Source organism: Dyadobacter sp. CY343 (genome assembly GCF_021390335.1).
In the GTDB taxonomy this organism is placed as follows: Bacteria; Bacteroidota; Bacteroidia; order Cytophagales; family Spirosomataceae; genus Dyadobacter.
This window is the reverse complement of the sequence record NZ_JAJUXK010000003.1, coordinates 35,573-53,104: the sequence shown is the minus strand read 5'-3', so window position 1 is coordinate 53,104 and position 17,532 is coordinate 35,573. Positions and strand designations below refer to the sequence as shown.

At 45.6% G+C, this 17,532-nt stretch carries 15 protein-coding genes; 12 read left to right on the top strand and 3 right to left on the bottom strand.

The genetic code is table 11. The features are described 5' to 3' along the window. Window positions 1-42: 42 nt before the first annotated feature. Both dnaE and LZG94_RS08545 read right to left on the bottom strand, forming a co-directional pair. The gene (gene dnaE / locus LZG94_RS08550; protein ID WP_233791506.1) at window positions 43-3,693 is read right to left on the bottom strand and encodes a DNA polymerase III subunit alpha; all 3,651 of its coding nucleotides are present in this window, start codon (window positions 3,691-3,693) and stop codon (window positions 43-45) included. A 52-nt stretch (window positions 3,694-3,745) separates the two neighbouring features. Further along, window positions 3,746-4,417 carry a DUF2461 domain-containing protein gene (locus tag LZG94_RS08545; RefSeq protein ID WP_233791505.1) on the bottom strand — a complete coding sequence of 224 codons (672 nt, stop codon included), beginning with the start codon at window positions 4,415-4,417 and terminating at the stop codon, window positions 3,746-3,748. A gap of 106 nt (window positions 4,418-4,523) precedes the next feature. Between LZG94_RS08545 and LZG94_RS08540 the strand changes: the two genes are divergently transcribed. The 6 genes from LZG94_RS08540 to LZG94_RS08520 are packed head-to-tail and all read left to right on the top strand — an operon-like array spanning window position 4,524 to window position 8,181. Then, window positions 4,524-4,745, top strand: coding sequence for a hypothetical protein (locus tag LZG94_RS08540; protein WP_233791504.1), 222 nt, complete (start codon window positions 4,524-4,526; stop codon window positions 4,743-4,745). Continuing rightward, window positions 4,742-5,035, top strand: a complete 294-nt coding sequence (locus LZG94_RS26530) for a type II toxin-antitoxin system RelE/ParE family toxin (RefSeq protein WP_409013246.1) — start codon at window positions 4,742-4,744, stop codon at window positions 5,033-5,035. Before LZG94_RS08540 ends, LZG94_RS26530 begins: the two co-directional genes overlap by 4 nt. Window positions 5,036-5,048: 13 nt before the next feature. Beyond that, window positions 5,049-6,026: a tryptophan--tRNA ligase gene (gene trpS, locus LZG94_RS08535; RefSeq protein ID WP_233791503.1), complete on the top strand. Its 978-nt coding sequence runs from the start codon at window positions 5,049-5,051 to the stop codon at window positions 6,024-6,026. Further along, window positions 6,023-6,598 carry a phosphatase PAP2 family protein gene (locus LZG94_RS08530; RefSeq protein WP_233791502.1) on the top strand — a complete coding sequence of 192 codons (576 nt, stop codon included), beginning with the start codon at window positions 6,023-6,025 and terminating at the stop codon, window positions 6,596-6,598. The genes trpS and LZG94_RS08530 overlap by 4 nt, the downstream gene beginning before the upstream one ends. A gap of 38 nt (window positions 6,599-6,636) precedes the next feature. After that, the gene (locus tag LZG94_RS08525; RefSeq protein ID WP_215233010.1) at window positions 6,637-7,581 is read left to right on the top strand and encodes a ribose-phosphate pyrophosphokinase; all 945 of its coding nucleotides are present in this window, start codon (window positions 6,637-6,639) and stop codon (window positions 7,579-7,581) included. Window positions 7,582-7,617: 36 nt separating this feature from the next. Further along, on the top strand, window positions 7,618-8,181 hold the full coding sequence (locus LZG94_RS08520) for a 50S ribosomal protein L25/general stress protein Ctc (RefSeq protein WP_233791501.1): 564 nt from the start codon (window positions 7,618-7,620) through the stop codon (window positions 8,179-8,181). Between the two features lie 61 nt (window positions 8,182-8,242). On the opposite strand, the gene LZG94_RS08515 is transcribed toward LZG94_RS08520, so the two are convergent. Next, on the bottom strand, window positions 8,243-9,169 hold the full coding sequence (locus LZG94_RS08515; protein WP_233791500.1) for a 2-hydroxyacid dehydrogenase: 927 nt from the start codon (window positions 9,167-9,169) through the stop codon (window positions 8,243-8,245). Between the two features lie 96 nt (window positions 9,170-9,265). Here LZG94_RS08515 and pdxA point away from each other — a divergent pair, with 96 nt between their 5' ends. The 6 genes from pdxA to LZG94_RS08485 all read left to right on the top strand — a co-directional run bounded on the left by pdxA (window position 9,266) and on the right by LZG94_RS08485 (window position 17,519). Next, a complete protein-coding gene (pdxA, locus tag LZG94_RS08510) occupies window positions 9,266-10,372 on the top strand; it encodes a 4-hydroxythreonine-4-phosphate dehydrogenase PdxA (protein ID WP_233791499.1) in 1,107 nt (368 codons plus the stop codon). Window positions 10,373-10,464: 92 nt separating this feature from the next. Continuing rightward, window positions 10,465-11,352, top strand: coding sequence for a YicC/YloC family endoribonuclease (locus LZG94_RS08505; RefSeq protein ID WP_233791498.1), 888 nt, complete (start codon window positions 10,465-10,467; stop codon window positions 11,350-11,352). Window positions 11,353-11,356: 4 nt separating this feature from the next. Further along, the gene (locus LZG94_RS08500) at window positions 11,357-11,983 is read left to right on the top strand and encodes a DNA-3-methyladenine glycosylase (protein ID WP_233791497.1); all 627 of its coding nucleotides are present in this window, start codon (window positions 11,357-11,359) and stop codon (window positions 11,981-11,983) included. A 175-nt stretch (window positions 11,984-12,158) separates the two neighbouring features. Next, window positions 12,159-13,955: a sensor histidine kinase gene (locus tag LZG94_RS08495; RefSeq protein ID WP_233791496.1), complete on the top strand. Its 1,797-nt coding sequence runs from the start codon at window positions 12,159-12,161 to the stop codon at window positions 13,953-13,955. Then, window positions 13,948-15,138, top strand: coding sequence for an SAM-dependent methyltransferase (locus tag LZG94_RS08490; protein WP_233791495.1), 1,191 nt, complete (start codon window positions 13,948-13,950; stop codon window positions 15,136-15,138). Before LZG94_RS08495 ends, LZG94_RS08490 begins: the two co-directional genes overlap by 8 nt. Window positions 15,139-15,200: 62 nt before the next feature. Beyond that, the gene (locus LZG94_RS08485; protein ID WP_233791494.1) at window positions 15,201-17,519 is read left to right on the top strand and encodes an RND family transporter; all 2,319 of its coding nucleotides are present in this window, start codon (window positions 15,201-15,203) and stop codon (window positions 17,517-17,519) included. The last annotated feature ends 13 nt before the right edge of the window (window positions 17,520-17,532 follow it).

Sequence of the window (17,532 nt, the reverse complement as noted above, 5' to 3'; positions counted from 1 at the left end):
ATTTTTAGTATCTAAAAGTTCCTCATTTACTTCCAATACAACTTAGTTCAAAAAGAATTGTACCCCGTGAAATCCGCGCAATACTTTGAAGAGATCATTGGTAGGCGCGACCCTGTAACCGCGCGAAAGCATCTCCACTTCCAAACGCGTATCCGGATCCACAACTGTCATATTCACAGCGCATTGACCTGGGTGACTACTGAATGTATCATTGAGTAAATGAATGAACTGGGCATCAATCTGGTCGAGCGTGAGATTGATCCGAATCTTCCTGCACATTTTCCCCATAATCTCCGGAAGCAGCTGTATTTGTGTAATCTTGAATTCAAACTGGTCTTCCTGTTTCCAGCGATTCTGCACTTTCCCTTTGATATATAGGAACTGCCCGACCTGTAAATAGTTCTTAAATCGAATGTAATCCTCGCCACCCAAAAGCATTTCAATTGAACCTTTATAATCTTCCAATTTGAAAATCATAAAGTAGCTTCCGTTTTTGGACATTCTTTCCTGCGCACTGGTCACAATTCCCGCCACATTTACTTCTTTCCCGAAATACCTCGGCGACCGTTCGCCCTCAGGGATTTCCATTAATTTATCTACGGTACAATTGCAAAAATTATCCATCTCGACACGGAAAGTATCCAGTGGATGCCCGGAAATGTAAAATCCTACTACTTCCTGTTCATAACGCAATTTCGCCAGATCGTCCCAGGGACCTACATCTGCCGCCTTTGGCTTTGCTAACATGGAACCGCCGTCGCCGAGCATTCCAAATAGCGATGCTTGTGCTGACGATTTTTCTGCATGAAAATTGTTGGCATAACGGATCAATTTCTCAATAAAAGTCCCGTTTTCACCTGATTCAACCGCAAAGTAATGCGCGCGATGGTATTCCTCAAAACAATCAAAACCGCCCGCATAAGCCAGACTTTCAATGGTTTTCTTATTAACCGTTCTTAAATTGACCCTCGTTATAAAATCGAAAACATCGGCAAATGCGCCTCCGGCAGCGCGCTCTTCAATAATCGACTCCACGGCTGCGTCGCCACTACCTTTTACACCCGCCAATCCAAAGCGGATTTCACCCCGGCTATTGACGTTAAACTGCCTGTCTGATTCATTAATATCCGGCCCCAATACGGTTATTCCCAGAGCTTTACATTCTTCCATAAAGAATGTGATCTTGTCAATGTTACCCAGCGAACTAGTCAAAACTGCCGCCATATATTCAGCAGGGTAATGCGCTTTGAGGTAAGCAGTCTGGTAAGCGACAAATGCGTAACACGTTGAGTGTGACTTGTTAAATGCATAAGATGCAAATGCCTCCCAGTCGGTCCAGATCTTTTCCAGCTTTTTAGCGTCCAATCCTCTCTCCGCACCGCCTTTCATGAAATCGCCTTTCATCTTGTTTAGCGTCTCAATCTGCTTCTTACCCATCGCTTTCCGCAACGTATCGGCCTGGCCTTTTGTAAAACCGGCGAGCTTTTGCGAAAGAAGCATTACCTGCTCCTGGTAAACTGTAATCCCGTAAGTATCAGACAAATACTCTTCCAACTCAGGCAAATCGTAGGTGATTTCCTCGTGCCCGTTTTTACGACGGATAAAGTTCGGAATGTACGCGATCGGGCCCGGCCGGTACAATGCATTCATCGCGATTAAGTGCTCAAAACGGTCGGGAATGAGGTCGCGCATGTGCTTTTTCATTCCGTCGGATTCGAACTGGAAAATCGCATTCGTTTCTCCTCTTTGAAACAGTTCAAAAACCTTGGGATCATCGAGCGGCACATCGTCGATGATGATCTCAATATTATGGTTCTGCTTGATAAGGCGCAGCGCTTCCTTGATAATAGTAAGGTTACGCAGCCCCAGAAAGTCCATCTTAATAACACCCGCATCTTCAATGATCTTCCCCTGATATTGGGTGATCAGAAAGTCGGAGTCTTTGGAAGTACTAACCGGAATAATTTCTGTCAAATCACTTGGCGCAATGATGATACCAGCCGCGTGAATACCCGTATTCCTTACTGTACCTTCGAGTCGCCGTGCTTCCTGTAAAACGCTGGCCTGCAAATCTTTACCAAGTGCTATCTGCCGCATTTTCTTGACATTATCAAGTTCTTCCGGCGCAATACCTTCTTTCTTTGTCAAACTACCCTCTCCTTCCAGCGGCGCTGTAAAGATCCGGTTTAGCGTCATATTATAGGTAGGCTTATCCGGAACTAGCTTGGCCAGTGCGTTCGCATCTGCCAGAGGAAGATCCATCACGCGGGCCACGTCTTTTATAGCCGATTTTGCGGCCATTGTACCATAAGTAACAATTTGCGCTACCTGGTTATACCCGTATTTTTTAACCACATAATCAATCACTTTCTGCCGGCCTTCATCATCGAAGTCCGTATCAATATCGGGAAGTGAAATACGGTCAGGATTCAGGAAACGCTCGAAAAGCAGGTCATATTTAATTGGGTCGATATTGGTGATACCAGTCGCGTAAGCTACCACAGAGCCGGCAGCAGAACCACGGCCCGGACCGATAAATACGCCCATTTTACGCCCGGCATCAATAAAATCCGCCACGATCAGGAAGTAACCGGGGAATCCCATATTTCGGATCACATTCAACTCAAAGTTCAGCCGGTCCTCGATCTCAGGGGTTATCGTACCGTATTTGAACTTCGCCCCTTCGAAAGTAAGGTGTTTTAAGTATTCCCACTGATTGAGCACATCAGCCGTAAGCTCCTTCTTTCCAGCCATTTCCGACAAAGTATGTGTCTTGAACTCGTCGGGAATCGGGAAGTTGGGAAGCAGAATATCTTTTCTGAGATCAAGTGTTTTGATCTTGTCAACGATCTCATTGGTATTGTCCAGCGACTCGGGTAAGTCGTTGAACAGCTGCATCATTTCACTGGTTTTCTTGAAATAAAACTGATCATTAAAGAATGCAAAACGGGAACCCTTGGGAATACCTTTGTCGTCGTCAAAATCCTTTGCGGAAGGTGTACTTTGCTTGTCTCCGGTATTGATACACAGCAAGATATCGTGTGCATTCCAATCTTCCTGATCCACATAATGCGAATCGTTTGAGCAGATCACTTTTACATTGTATTTCTTGGCTAATTTTAAAAGCGCCTCATTGACAATGTACTGATCGCGGATTTCGTGACGCTGTAACTCCACGTAAAAATCATCACCGAAAAGATCCAGCCACCATTTAAATTCCTTTTCCGCAGCCTCTTCTCCCTGTCTTATAATCGTTTTCGGAATAATCGCCCCGATACAACAGGTAGTCGCGATCAGTCCTTTGTGATATTTGACAATCAACTCTTTATCGATCCGTGGATATTTACCATACATTCCCTCAATAAAACCCAGCGAACACATTTTAACCAGATTTTTATACCCTATCTCATCTTTCGCAAGCAGCAGCTGGTGAAAGCGTACGTCTTTTTTATCCTTGGTAAATTGCCTGATATGCCGGTCTTCGACAACATAAAATTCACAGCCGACAATCGGTTTGATCCCCTGCTTGTTCCCCTCGGCCACAAACTCGAAAACACCGAACATATTACCGTGATCGGTAATCGCGACGGCGGGCATGTTGTCTTCTTTGGCCTTTTTGAAAAGCTTCTTAATATCAGCCGCACCGTCGAGAAGTGAAAATTGGGTGTGGCAGTGTAAGTGGGAAAATTGCATCTGGAATGGGTTGTATTAGATCGGATTGGCTGTGCACGAAATCAGTAAACGGTCAATGCTCCGTAGGCTGTTCATACAATACATAATTCATATAATCGGCAAAAGGTTTAAGGAGTTCGATACCTTTTAAAACCTGCTTTCCGAAATCCCTGGAAGCCACTTCTTTATCTGTAAAACGATGCACGAAAAAAAGTTGCTTGCGTTTGAGCAGCTCTATTTCCGGGTGTTCTTTGGAGTAACCTTTCGGTACAGTCTTCAAAGTGTCACCTTGTATTTCCGGGAAATAGGTCCTGAATTTTTCATCTTCGATGATCGCTTTCAGTTCGTCGGCATTATAATCGATTTCCTGTCGGTACCGGGCAAGCTGCTCAGAGGTAGTCTCCCACATTCCGCCTCCCAGAAAGGTCTGGTCGCCGGGCTGGATCTGTAAATAGTAATCGATCTTTCCCGCACTTTTGCCGCCCGGACCAATGCCGGCTGAAAGGTTATTTTTATAAGGAGCCTTATTTTTCGAGAAACGAATATCCCTGTTGATCCGAAGCAGACATTCTTTCACCTGTAAATTTCCAAGGTCCTGAAATTTCCCGACTTCTTCGATCAGGTAACCCACAAGCTTCTCCATATCCGCCTTCGCAGCATCATAATGCTTTCTGTTTTCCTGAAACCAATCCCTGTTATTGTTTGCTGCTAATTGACTGAGAAAGTGAAGCGTTGCGGATTCCATTATCTGTTTTTGAAGGTATATTATTCGACTTTACTACGATTTCTGATCCAATTTAACGAATTTTGGTATGTTGTAAAAGGCAAAGTTCACTAACCTGTCGAAAACCATGAATGTCCAGTATGTGTCCAATGAGAAGGGAGAACAGACCGGTGTCTTTATCCCAATGAAGGATTGGAAGGAGATCCAAAGCAAATTAAAGAGCACTGATTTCTGGGAAGACACACCTGACCATGTGAAAGATAGCATTGATCGCGGTCAGAAACAGTCCGCCGCAGGTCAGACTAAATCACATCAGGATGTAATGGACAAGTACACCAAGTACCTATGACGTTAACAGTCCAATGGACAGCAGAAGCGGAAAGCAGCTTCGCCGAAATAATCACACACCTGGAACGAAACTGGTCAGAAAAAGAGATCAGCAGATTTATCCAAAAAACGAATAGCGTCCTTAAACAGATAGCTGAATTTCCTTACATGTATGAGGCTTCACAATCAAGGCCCGGTGTGCGGAAAGGATTTATAACAAAACAGTGTGCACTCTTTTATGAGGTTAAGCAAGATCATATTGCGCTGCTCTCGTTTTGGGACAATCGCCGTAAACCTCGAATAAGTAACTAAGAATATCTATTAAATGGCCAGAATCCTTACAGGCATTCAAAGTAGCGGAAGACCGCATTTAGGTAATATCCTGGGCGCTATTGCCCCTGCTATTGAGCTTTCAAAAGACCCAAAAAACGAGTCGTTCTTTTTTATAGCCGACCTGCACTCCCTTACTTCTTTAAAGGACGGCGGCGAACGTCGGGCCTTCGTAAGAGCGATCGCTGCTACCTGGCTCGCTTTCGGTTTTGACTACAAGAAAAATGTGTTTTGGAGACAATCCAGGGTGCAGGAACATACCGAACTGGCCTGGTACCTGAGCTGCTTTACGCCATTTCCAATGCTGGCAAATGCAACTTCTTTTAAAGAAAAATCCGAAAAACTCGCCGATGTAAACGCCGGACTATTCACTTATCCGGTATTACAGGCAGCTGATATCTTACTATATAATGCGAATATCATCCCCGTAGGAAAGGATCAGAAGCAACATCTGGAAATGACCAAGGATATTGCCAGCCGCTTCAATCAACTGGCCGGCGAGGATATATTGGTGCTGCCCGAGCCGCAGATCGACGAGCGGATCATGACAATCCCTGGGCTCGACGGTCAGAAAATGAGCAAATCTTACCATAATTATATCGATATTTTTCTGCCAGAGAATGAATTGAAGAAAGTGATCAAGAAGATCGTTTCTGATTCCACTCCGCTGGAAGAACCCAAGGACCCGGATACAGATATTACTTTCAAATTGTACAGCCTGATCGCATCGCCCACCGAAATTGAAACGATGCGTACCAACTACCTGAATGGCGGCTACGGTTACGGTCACGCCAAACAGGCTTTGCTGGAATGCATGCTGGAAAAATTTGCGGAGCCAAGACGGATATTCAACTATTATATGGAGAATGATCCGGAACTCGAATTGATCCTGGCAGAAGGTGAAGAAAAAGCGCGCGCTATTGCACAGGAAACGATCGTGAAAGTGCGTAAAGTACTAGGTTTCAACTCATGACGGAAACAGTCGAGATGCTCATTCGTTCCGACCAGGAACTTTTCCTCTGGCTGAATGGCTGGCATACACCCTGGCTTGATACGCTTATGGCGTGGATCACATACAAATACACCTGGTTCCCGATGTATGTTGTTTTGATCGCATTCACGCTGGCCTCTGACAGGAAAAAGGGTTTGGCGGAGTTGATCTTTGTTTTACTAGCAGTCGTGATCGCCGACCAGATTACTTCCGGACTGATGAAACCCTATTTTATTCGTTTCCGTCCCTGCCACGAACCTGCCCTGGATGGAATGGTGCATGAAGTAACAGGTTGCGGCGGACTCTATGGTTTCGCATCTTCGCACGCTTCTACCAGTTTCGCACTGGCAATTAGCTGGTTTACGTTTTTGAGAACCAAAGTGAAATATGCCGGCCTGCTGTTTGTGTGGGCTGGTTTGTACGCTTACAGCCGCATTTACGTAGGTGTCCACTACCCTGCCGATATATTCATTGGCGCGCTGGTCGGGTTGCTGGTTGGCTGGCTTTGCGTCCGGTTGTATTACATTTTTTCGAATAAATTCTATCTTAATTAATTGATTTTGCTTAATTTTGCGCAAATTTTAGTCCACCCATGGGTTCATTCAATACGGTAAAAATATTCTCAGGAAGTCAGTCAGAATACTTGGCAAAAGACATTGCCAGATATTACGGAAAAGAACTTGGCGGATATAATTTACGGAAGTTCGCCGATGGTGAGTTGTCGCCAAGCTTTGAGGAATCCGTCAGAGGTTGTGATGTTTTTTTAATTCAATCTACTTTCCCTCCGGCTGATAACCTGATGGAGCTCCTCCTGATGGTCGACGCTGCTCGGAGAGCCTCAGCGCATTACGTTACCGTTGTTATTCCTTATTTCGGATACGCGCGCCAGGACAGGAAAGATAAGCCCAGGGTTGCTATTGCAGCGAAAGTAGTTGCCAATTTACTTACATCTGTGGGTGTAGATCGCTTGATGACGATTGATCTGCACGCGGGACAGATCCAGGGATTTTTCGATTTGCCCGTTGATCACCTTGAAGGAACATCGATTTTTGTTCCCTACATCAAATCACTTGGCCTGAAAAACCTGTTGATCGCTTCCCCCGATATGGGCGGAGCCGCTCGCGCCAGAAACTTTGCCAAATTCCTGAATGTAGATATGATCCTTTGCGATAAACATCGTAAACGGGCCAACGAAATCGCCAGTATGCAGGTAATTGGTGACGTTGAAGGCATGGATGTAGTGCTCGTTGATGATTTGATTGACACTGGCGGAACACTTTGTAAAGCCGCCGAACTGATCCTTGATAAAGGGGCAAGTTCTGTGAGAGCGATCAGTACCCATGCTATTATGTCGGGTAAGGCGCACGAAAACATTGCCAATTCTGTTCTTGAGGAATTGATCATCACAGACACTATTCCTTTAAAGCAGCAAAACGAAAAAATCCGAGTATTGTCGGTTGCAGAGATATTTGCAAAGGCGATCGGGCGGATCAGAGATCATGAATCTATTAGTTCATTATTTATAAATTATCAGTAAATTTTATTTTTTTTAACTTTCTTAATTAATATTCTTATGAAAAAGCATGAGATTGTAGGGTTTAAAAGAGCGAATCTCGGCAAGACGGAAGCCCAGGAACTACGTTTACAAGGTTATGTTCCGTCAGTGCTGTACGGAGGAAACGAGCAGGTACATTTTTACGCACCGGCGATGTTGTTCCGCGAATTGCTTTTCACACCGGATATTTTTGATGTGACTCTCAACATTGAGGGGACGATATACAATGCGATTCTTCAGGAAAAGCAATTCCACCCTGTTAACGATTCGTTGATCCACGCGGATTTCTTACAAATTGTTGACGGCAAGGAAATTAAAGTTGATGTACCGGTTAAATTGACAGGTACTTCCACCGGCGTAATGAAGGGTGGAAAAATGAACCAAAAATTGCGTAAATTGCGCGTACAAGGTCTGGCTGAAAATATTCCTGACTATGTAGATGTAGACGTGACTGACCTGGATTTAGGAAAATCTGTTAAGGTTGGTGCAGTAAAAGCTGAAAATTTTGTTATATTGACAGCTGCAAGCAACCCGATCGCCTCAGTAGAGATACCACGTGCGCTTCGCGGTACGCTTAAATAAGTATTTTATTTTTCATGGCTAATAGATGCAAACGTGCCGACCATTGGTCGGCATATTTGTTTTATAACCATTCTTCAATTTGCTGCACCAGCACTTCATTGATCCGAACGTAGCTTTCGTGCGTCCAGCCTCCGATGTGCGGCGTGAGTACAACATGATCCGAAGCCCGGAGATAATCAAAAGCTTCCTGCTGCGCAGAGGTCAGTTTACCGATTTTCTCATTTTCCAGCACATCCAGGCACGCGCCGCGGATCTTGCCACTTTGCAAACCTTTCACCACCGCATCCAATTTCACGATCTCGCCCCTCGACAAATTCACTAAAAAGAAAGGTTTAGCGCATTTTGCAATAAAATCATCATCGATCAGGTAGCGGCTCAGGTCAGTCAACGGAACGTGCAGGCTGAAAATATCTGCCTTTTGCGTGATTTCTTCCATAGAAGATTCAGTAGCATACTGATCGCCGTAGTGATCACGGTACTTATCATACGCAAGCACTTCGCAGCCAAACCCGCTCAGTCGCTTCGCAGTGGCACTTCCATTGTTGCCGTAACCGATCAGTCCGACAGTTTTACCCATTAATTCTATACCCCGGTTCCCCTCGCGATCCCAGATCCCCTGTCGCACTTCCCTATCGGCTTTCAGCAAATTATTAAACAAACTCAGCAGCATTCCCAGCGCCTGCTCAGCTACTGCGTCACGATTCCCTTTCCCGGCATGAAAAACCTCTATCCGCATTTCTTTGACTACTTTCAGGTCGATCAGATCGAGCCCGGCGCCGGCCCTGGCGATAAAGCGCAGCTTTTTACCAGCAGCAAGCAGTTCCTGATCGAGGAGTGTTTTACTTCGGATAAACAGGCCTTCGTACTCCAGCAACGCGGCTTTAATGTCTTCCCGACGGTATTCAGGATGGTAAGCATATTCCCAGCCACGCGTTTCGAGCATATCAAAAAGAGACGGGTGCATGGAGTCTGCAATGAGGATTTTCATAGGAGCAAAGGATTTTTTGTAACTTGGCGGTTTAAGGCGCTGGCAAAAATAACAGAGATTTGGTCAGCAGAATAGATTCAACCGCATTAAACGTACATGAGCGATCAACACAGCGATAAACCCGTCATAGGAATCACAATCGGGGATTATAATGGAATTGGGCCGGAAGTAATACTTAAAGCATTAGAAGGAAATCAGTTAGCCAAATTATGTACGCCGGTCATTTACGGTTCACTGAAAGTTTTGAACCAATACCGCAACCTGCTCGATATGAAAGACTGGGCATTGCACGGGATTCAAAAAGTGGATCAGGTCAATCCCAAACTGACCAATGTGATCACCTGCTGGCAGGATAACCAGACGGAGGCGCAGCCGGGCCAGGTTACTGCAGAAGCCGGACAAGGTTCGCTTGCTGCTTTGAAACGCGCCGTCGAAGATCTGAAAGAGGGCAGAATCGATGCACTCGTTACCGGCCCGATCAATAAGGATAATATCCAAAGTGAAGAATTCAAATTTCCGGGTCACACAGAATTTTTGGCGCAGGCTTTTGAAAAAGAAGATGCATTGATGTTCATGGTGGCCGGCGAGTTGCGAGTAGGTGTATTAACGGGACATATTCCGCTCGACAAAGTGAAGTCGCAGATCACGCCTGAGAAGCTTTCCGCCAAGATCGAGCAGATATTGCTGTCTCTCAAAGGTGATTTTGGAATAAAGAAACCTAAACTGGCTGTGCTCGGCCTTAATCCGCACGCAGGAGAAAATGGCTTGCTAGGCACAGAAGAGCAGGAAGTGATCCAGCCGGTGATCAAGGCATTTAAAGAAAAAGGAAACCTGGTAGTGGGTCCTTTCCCGGCAGACGGATTTTTTGCCGCAGGCACTTACAAACAATATGACGCCGTACTGGCGATGTACCACGATCAGGGATTGATACCGTTCAAAACGCTTGCATTCAATGAAGGCGTGAATTTCACGGCGGGGCTGTCGGCTGTGCGTACTTCTCCCGATCACGGAACCGCTTATAATATCGCCGGAAAAAACCTGGCGGAACCCGGCTCGCTTTTACAGGCAATTTACCTGGCGTGCGATATAGCTCGTTTTCGGACTTTTAATGGTGAAATGGAGAAGAATGCATTGATATCCAAACCACAACAATCCGAAAGCCAGCACCCGGCGAAATCAGGAGGTAAGCAGAGGTTTAATTAGCCATTAGCTGTTAGCTATTAGCCGTTAGCTGTTAGCTATTAGGTTTTAGCTATGAAATGGGAAGTTGATAACACGTTACTAAATATACAGAAATGCTAAAATCCATGACCGGATATGGTGTATCCAACATCGAGTCCGACTCAATTAATGTAACCGTCGAAATAAAGACGCTTAATTCTAAATTCCTGGATATCTATTGCCGGATTCCCAGAAATTACTCCGAAAAAGAAATCGAGATCAGAAACCTGATCACACAATCGATGGAGAGAGGGAAAGTGGAATTCACGCTGACAGTGCAACCTGTGGGTAAAACGATCGCTTCTACGTCGGTTAACAGGCCACTGATCAATGCATATTACCAGGATCTGATCGCGACTGCGAACGAGCTGCAATTTTCACCCGATCTGACCGAGCTTTTCCGCATTGCGCTGCAAATGCCGAATGCGTACAACAATGAAACGGTCGACGAAACGAGCCGTGAAAACGATTGGACGCAGATTAAAGTAGCGGTAATGAATGCCTTGCACAAGTGTACCGTTTTCAGGGAGCAGGAAGGGAAAATGACCGCTGACAAGTTTACCGACTATATTAAAAATATCGAAAATCTGCTTGCCGGAGTTACCGAGCAGGATAAGCAACGCATTCCGAATGTCCGCGAGCGGCTTGAAAAGCAGGTGCGCGAGTTGCTGTCGGATGACAATTTTGATTCGAACCGGTTTGAGCAGGAATTGATCTATTATGTCGAGAAATTTGATATTTCCGAAGAAAAAATACGTTTGGCGAATCACCTTACCTATTTCATCGAAACGATGAAAGCTTCCGAAAGCAATGGTAAGAAGCTTAATTTTATCGCGCAGGAAATCGGCCGCGAGATCAATACGATTGGTTCAAAAGCGAACGATGTGGCGATCCAGCATTTGGTTGTGCAAATGAAGGATGAGCTCGAAAAGATCAAGGAACAAACTATGAATATCATTTAGCAATATGCAGGAAAGCAAGCTCCCGCTTTCTTTTTATCAGTCAAACGATACGCTCGCGCTTGCCGAAAAATTGCTGGGCTGTGAGCTTGTTCACGAAAGTCCCGAAGGAATTACCTCCGGGATTATCGTGGAAACCGAGGCTTACCTGCGTGACGATCCCGCCTGCCACGCATTCAACCGCCGTACTCCCCGCACTGAGCCCATGTATGGAGAACCTGGTACCATTTATGTGTATCTGATTTATGGTATGTATCAGTGTTTCAATATAGTAAGTAATGTCGTCGGCGTGGGAGAAGCTGTTTTGATCCGCGCTTTGCAGCCAACTGCCGGACTGGACCTGATGCAGCTAAGGCGCCAGGTAGTCCCAAAAACTCCGGTATTGCCCGCAAAACCACAAAAGGAATTTGCAGTGAAAGAGCTTTGTCGCGGACCCGGAAAGTTGGTGAAAGCAATGGGAATTGATCGCACATTGCACAATAATCTTACTTTGACTGACGGCCCGATTTATCTTACAGCTCCTGCCGTAGCCGATTTCGAGGTTACAGTTACTACCCGCATTGGAATCAATGTCGGCGCTACTCTGCCCTATCGGTTTTTTATCAAAAACAATCCTTTTGTTAGTAAAGGGTAGGATAAAAATGCAAATAAAAGAGTATAAAATTCTACTCTGACCGGTCTACAACCCCTGACTTTACAATTGATTTTTTATCTTTGAGTTGCGCAACCCGTTACTCAACGAATACCATGAAATTCTCCCACTCTTTCCTGATTCCCTGGAAGCCTTGCCGGCATGGTATTACATCGTTATGAGGGTAATTTTGAAATTGCTTCCCTTTCTTTCCGTTATACTATTACTGGCGGGAAGTCAATGCAGCCGGGATAAGAGTATCGTGTCGCTGGCCGAAGGGACTATTTTAGAAAAGGAAGATTTTGCGGAAGACACTGTTTTAATACTAAAATATCACAAACTCGGTGCCTCTTATTTATTCCTCGACGCCGACAAATCAATGCTTTACGCAAAACACGTATTGCGCCTCTCTCAAAAACACGATTGGAAAAAAGGTAAAATACTTGCTTACAATTTGTTAAGCACATATTACCTGCTCGACGGAAGTTATGACGTGCTCCGGGAGCTTTCAAATGAGACGATGATATTGTCACAACAGCTGGGACTTCCTTATTACACGGCACATGCACAGCGCTTTATGGCTGAAAGCTATTCCGAGTTCCGGCAGTGGGATTCGGCCAGGATCAATTACAACCAGGCTATTCAGGTATTTGCCCGGCTCGGAGCCGACAGCGCAAGAGCATTGACCATGGTAAACCTGGGCAACTGCTATCGCGAAAAAAAGCTGAACGATCAGGCCAAGCAGCATTATAAGCAGGCTTATGAAGTGTTTGATAAACTGAATTCCGATTGGGGCAGAGCTGTGGTTTTGCAGGAAGAGGGGTACTTGAATGTCAGGGAGCTGAACTTTACAGCCGCAGTAAAGTACTTTCAAAGAAGTCTCGCACTTTCACAAAAAAACAAGAACCGATACGGTGAGCTAAATACGCTGAATGACCTGAGTAACGCATATTATCATCGGAGAGAATATGACAAATCCGTTCAGACCTGTCTGAAAGCGCTGGAACATTCCAAGATCTACCATTCTACCCAGCAAACGAATTGGGCGCTAACTACGCTTTCCCGGGCTTATAAAGCTAAAAATATGCCCGATAGCGCGCTGTTTTACAATGAACAAGTGAACAACAACAGGCGGATGGTGCACGATGAAACGGTGAAACGCCAGTACACCATGTACCAGCTGATGTACGATAACCAGGTAATGGGTTCGGAAATCCAGCAGCGGATTATCAATCAGCAGCGGAGCATTCAGCGGTTTTTGATTGGCTTTTCAGCTCTGATCATCGCGTTTGCCGCATTTCTCTGGTTTAATAACAAAAAGCTCCGACGCAAAAATGCGGCGATCCAGGAAGCCTTGATAAAAGGACAAACCATTGAGCGAAAGCGCGTTGCGGCTGAACTACACGACCATTTGGGTGGCACGCTGGCATCGCTGAACTGGTATATGTATGGTATTGATAAAAAACTGCTCTCGCCGGAAGAGCAAAAAATTTATGATAGTGTTCATCAAATGGTCGGATCGGCTTACCGGGAAGTACGCAGCCTTTCGCACAATCTGATGCCCGCGGAGCTGGAAGAACACGGATTGATCACGGCGCTCGACAGGCTGATCAGCAAGTTGAACGAAAACAAAAACATTCAGTTTGAATTCAATCTGACCGGTTTGAGCGACCGGCTGAACAATAAGATCGAGTTTGAACTTTACAGCATCGTACTTGAATTGACCAACAATATTATCAAGCATTCAGGCGCGACCGCGGCAACGATTGAATTGACTGAAAATGCCAGGAGCATATCTTTAAGAGTAAGAGACAATGGCAGTGGAATGATAGAGCCCGGCCGCCAGGGGACCGGTTTGCGGAATGTGAAAAGTCGCGTTGAGAGTCTTCATGGCAAGATTAATATACATAATGAAGCCTCCAAGGGAACGAGCATAGAGATAGAGATACCAAGTAAAAAAAGCGTGTATGAGTAATCCTGAAAAGGTAACAGAATTTACGAACGAAATAGAGAAAAGTCTCGCTGAACAGGATTTCAGCAAACTGTCACTGGGGAATTACCAGGGCGCGAAAGAAAGCCTCAAGAATATCTACCTCAAAAGGGTTTTGATCAAACAGGAAGAAAAACTGAGCTTCACCTACCGGTACAAAACCCGGGATATCACAAAAAATTTCAGCTTTCAGGAGGCGCTGGAAATATTGAGAAACGTAATCGGAACTGACTTTCTCACAGCCACTCTCCAAACCACCAGCTTCGACCTGCAACTGGATATTCAAAAAAATGGTAAAGTGCAGCTGAGGAAGAAGGAAACTGTATTGCGCGAGGTGCCTTCGCTCGAACATGATAAATCGAAAAAAAGGCTGATCCAGGCGGCGGAAAAACCCTATCTGCATGAGTTGGGCATTACCGACGAGCAGGGAAACGTGCTGAAAAATGCCCAGGATAAATACAGGCAGATTAATCACTACATCGAGCTTCTGAGCGGCCTGATCAGGGAAATCCCTAAAAAGGAGCAGCTGAAAGTGGCCGATATGGGCTCTGGAAAGGGGTATCTCACATTCGGGCTTTACGATTATTTGCACCATGTACTTCACCAGCAGGCTGTGGTAACAGGCGTGGAATTTCGCGACGATCTGGTTACACTCTGCAATTCGATCGCACGAAAATCGGGTTTCGGGCAGCTACAATTTGAGGAAGGGACGATTGAAGGTTTTAATACCGGGCCCATTGACATATTGATCGCCCTGCACGCATGCGACACCGCCACAGACGATGCAATTTGGAAAGGGATTTCTTCCGAGGCCAGCCTGATCGTGGTTGCGCCCTGCTGCCACAAGCAGATTCGCCGGGAAATAGAGGCGCACAAAACGACCAATGATGTCCAGTTTCTTACCCGGTACGGTATTTTTCTGGAAAGACAGGCGGAGATGGTAACCGACGGGCTGCGCGCGCTGATCCTGGAATATTTCGGGTACAAAACAAAAGTGTTCGAATTCATTTCCGATGCACATACTCCCAAGAATGTTATGATCGTGGGAATCAGGGATACCAGGAACAAATCCGACGAAGAACTGATCCTGAAAAAGATAAAAGAGGCCAAAGATTATTTCGGTATCAGCTACCATCACCTGGAAAGAATAGCTGGTATAGAACGATAAAAATGCCCTCATTTACTTCCCTGTGCCTATATTGCGACTTTTTTTAACCTGACGAAATAAATATGTGGAATAAAATAGCGACTTACATTATCCGTTACCGGTTTGTGTGGGTTGCGCTCGTGCTGGTGTCAACAGTCTTCATGGCTTTCGAGGCCAGTAAAATTGAACTCTCCTATAACTTTGCAAGAATTCTCCCTTCCAACGATCCCGTAGAAAAGGAATATCAAGATTTCCGGAAATTATTCGGGGAAGATGGCAGCGTAATGGTAATAGGCTGGCAGGATCCGGAGCTATTTAACATCGATAAATTTCGCGATTGGTACAAGCTCTCGGAAGAGATCAAGGCTTCCGCAGGTATTAAAAGCGTGCTGTCGCTCGCCAACGTTTACAAAATCGTCCGAAATGATAGTCTGACCAGGTTTGACTTCGCGCCGGTGATCAGGCAAATGCCCGAAACGCAGGCGGAGGCGGATAGTCTGAAAAAGGAAATTACAAATCTGCCTATCTATGAGGGACTTGTGATCAATACCAAGACGAATGCGACCTTGATCGTCGTGACTTTCAATGATAAAGAACTGAATTCGAAGCGCCGCCTGACGATCGTAGATGATATCGAGCAAATGGCGGAAACCTTCGCTACGAAATATAACACCGACCTGCATTATTCGGGGATGCCCTACATCAGGACGGTCAACATGAAGAAGATATCGGGCGAAATGCAGCTGTTCATGGGACTGGCCGTTTTCGTGACCTTACTTATTCTGTGGGCGTTTTTCCGTTCCCTCCGGCTCACATTACTTTCCATTGTAGTGGTATTGATCGGTGTTGTCTTCTCTGTGGGGATATTGCATTTATTTAATTACAAGATCACGGCACTCACCGGATTGATCCCGCCGCTGCTGATTGTGATCGGTGTGCCGAATTGTGTTTTCCTGATCAACAAATACCAGTCAGAGCTGATCTCGCACAACAACAAGGATGAAGCGCTGATGCAAATGATCCGGCAGATCGGCCTTTCCACCTTTCTCGCCAATATGACCACGGCGATCGGATTTGGGGTGTTTTACTTCACCAATAGCAGCCTTTTGGTTGAATTCGGCATCGTCGCCGCGATCAGCGTTATGGTCACTTATGTGCTTTGTCTGCTGCTGCTGCCTATTACGCTGCACTATATGAGCACGCCGAAAGCGCGTCACCTCAAACATCTGGAAGGTAGATGGGCAATCGGGTTTTTGCGTAAAATCGATTATCTCGTACACAATCGCCGTAAAGAGATCTACATGGCGATGGTCGTGATGATCATCGTTTCGGTTTTTGGAATGCAGAAAATAAAAACCATCGGTTATGTGGTCGACGATCTTCCTAAGAAAGATGTGGTGTATACCGACCTCCGGTTTTTCGAGAAAAACTTCAATGGTGTGCTTCCTTTCGAGGTAATGATCAATACGAAGCAGCCCAACGGCGTTTTCGGCGACCAGGCAGAGGCACTTTATAAGATTAAGGCATTTCAAAACGAAATGGCGAAGTTTCCCGAGTTTTCGAAACCACTTTCCATTGTGGAAGCGTCCCGCTTTTTGTACCAGGCTTACCGCGGCGGCGATGCTAAATACTTTGCATTGCCGGGCGTTTTGGAATTAAATAAACTGACTAACTACGTTCAGGGACAGCAGGGAGCGGCCAAACAGCTGAACTCTTTTCTGAATGAGGACAAGAGCGTGACCCGGGTAAGCTTTCAAATGGCCGACGTAGGTTCGGAGCGGATTAAGGAACTGATGAACCAGATCCGCCCGAAAGTGGACTCTATTTTTAGTCCCGAGAAATACAAGGTAAGTCTTACCGGACACAGTCTGGTATTTCTCAAAAGCAACGATTATCTGCTCAGTAACCTCTATGAAAGCCTTCTGATCGCAATCGTGCTAATAGCGATTGTTGGTATGGTACTGTTTCGGTCAATACCTATTATCTTATTGTCAAAATTGCCCTGTCTGATTCCGCTGGCATTGACGGCCGGAATTATGGGTTACTTTGATATCTATTTTAAACCGACTACGATCCTGATTTTCAGTATCACCTTCGGAATTGCATCGGACGGTACCGTGTACTTTCTTACCCGTTATCGGGAAGAGCTTATGAACGGACTATCGCCTTCGAATGCAGTCACGAAATCGATTTTCGGTACCGGGCTTAGCATGATCTACACGGCGGTAATCTTGTTTTGCGGCTTTTCGATATTTGCCGCTTCGAGCTTTGGGGGAACTGCTGCTATGGGTGTGATGGTGTCTATTACCCTGCTTGTGGCAATGTGTACCAACCTGATTTTGCTGCCTGCATTACTATTGTCAATCGCGAAGAGGCAGGGCAAAGATGTAATGCCAAGCTGATATAAAAAGATCG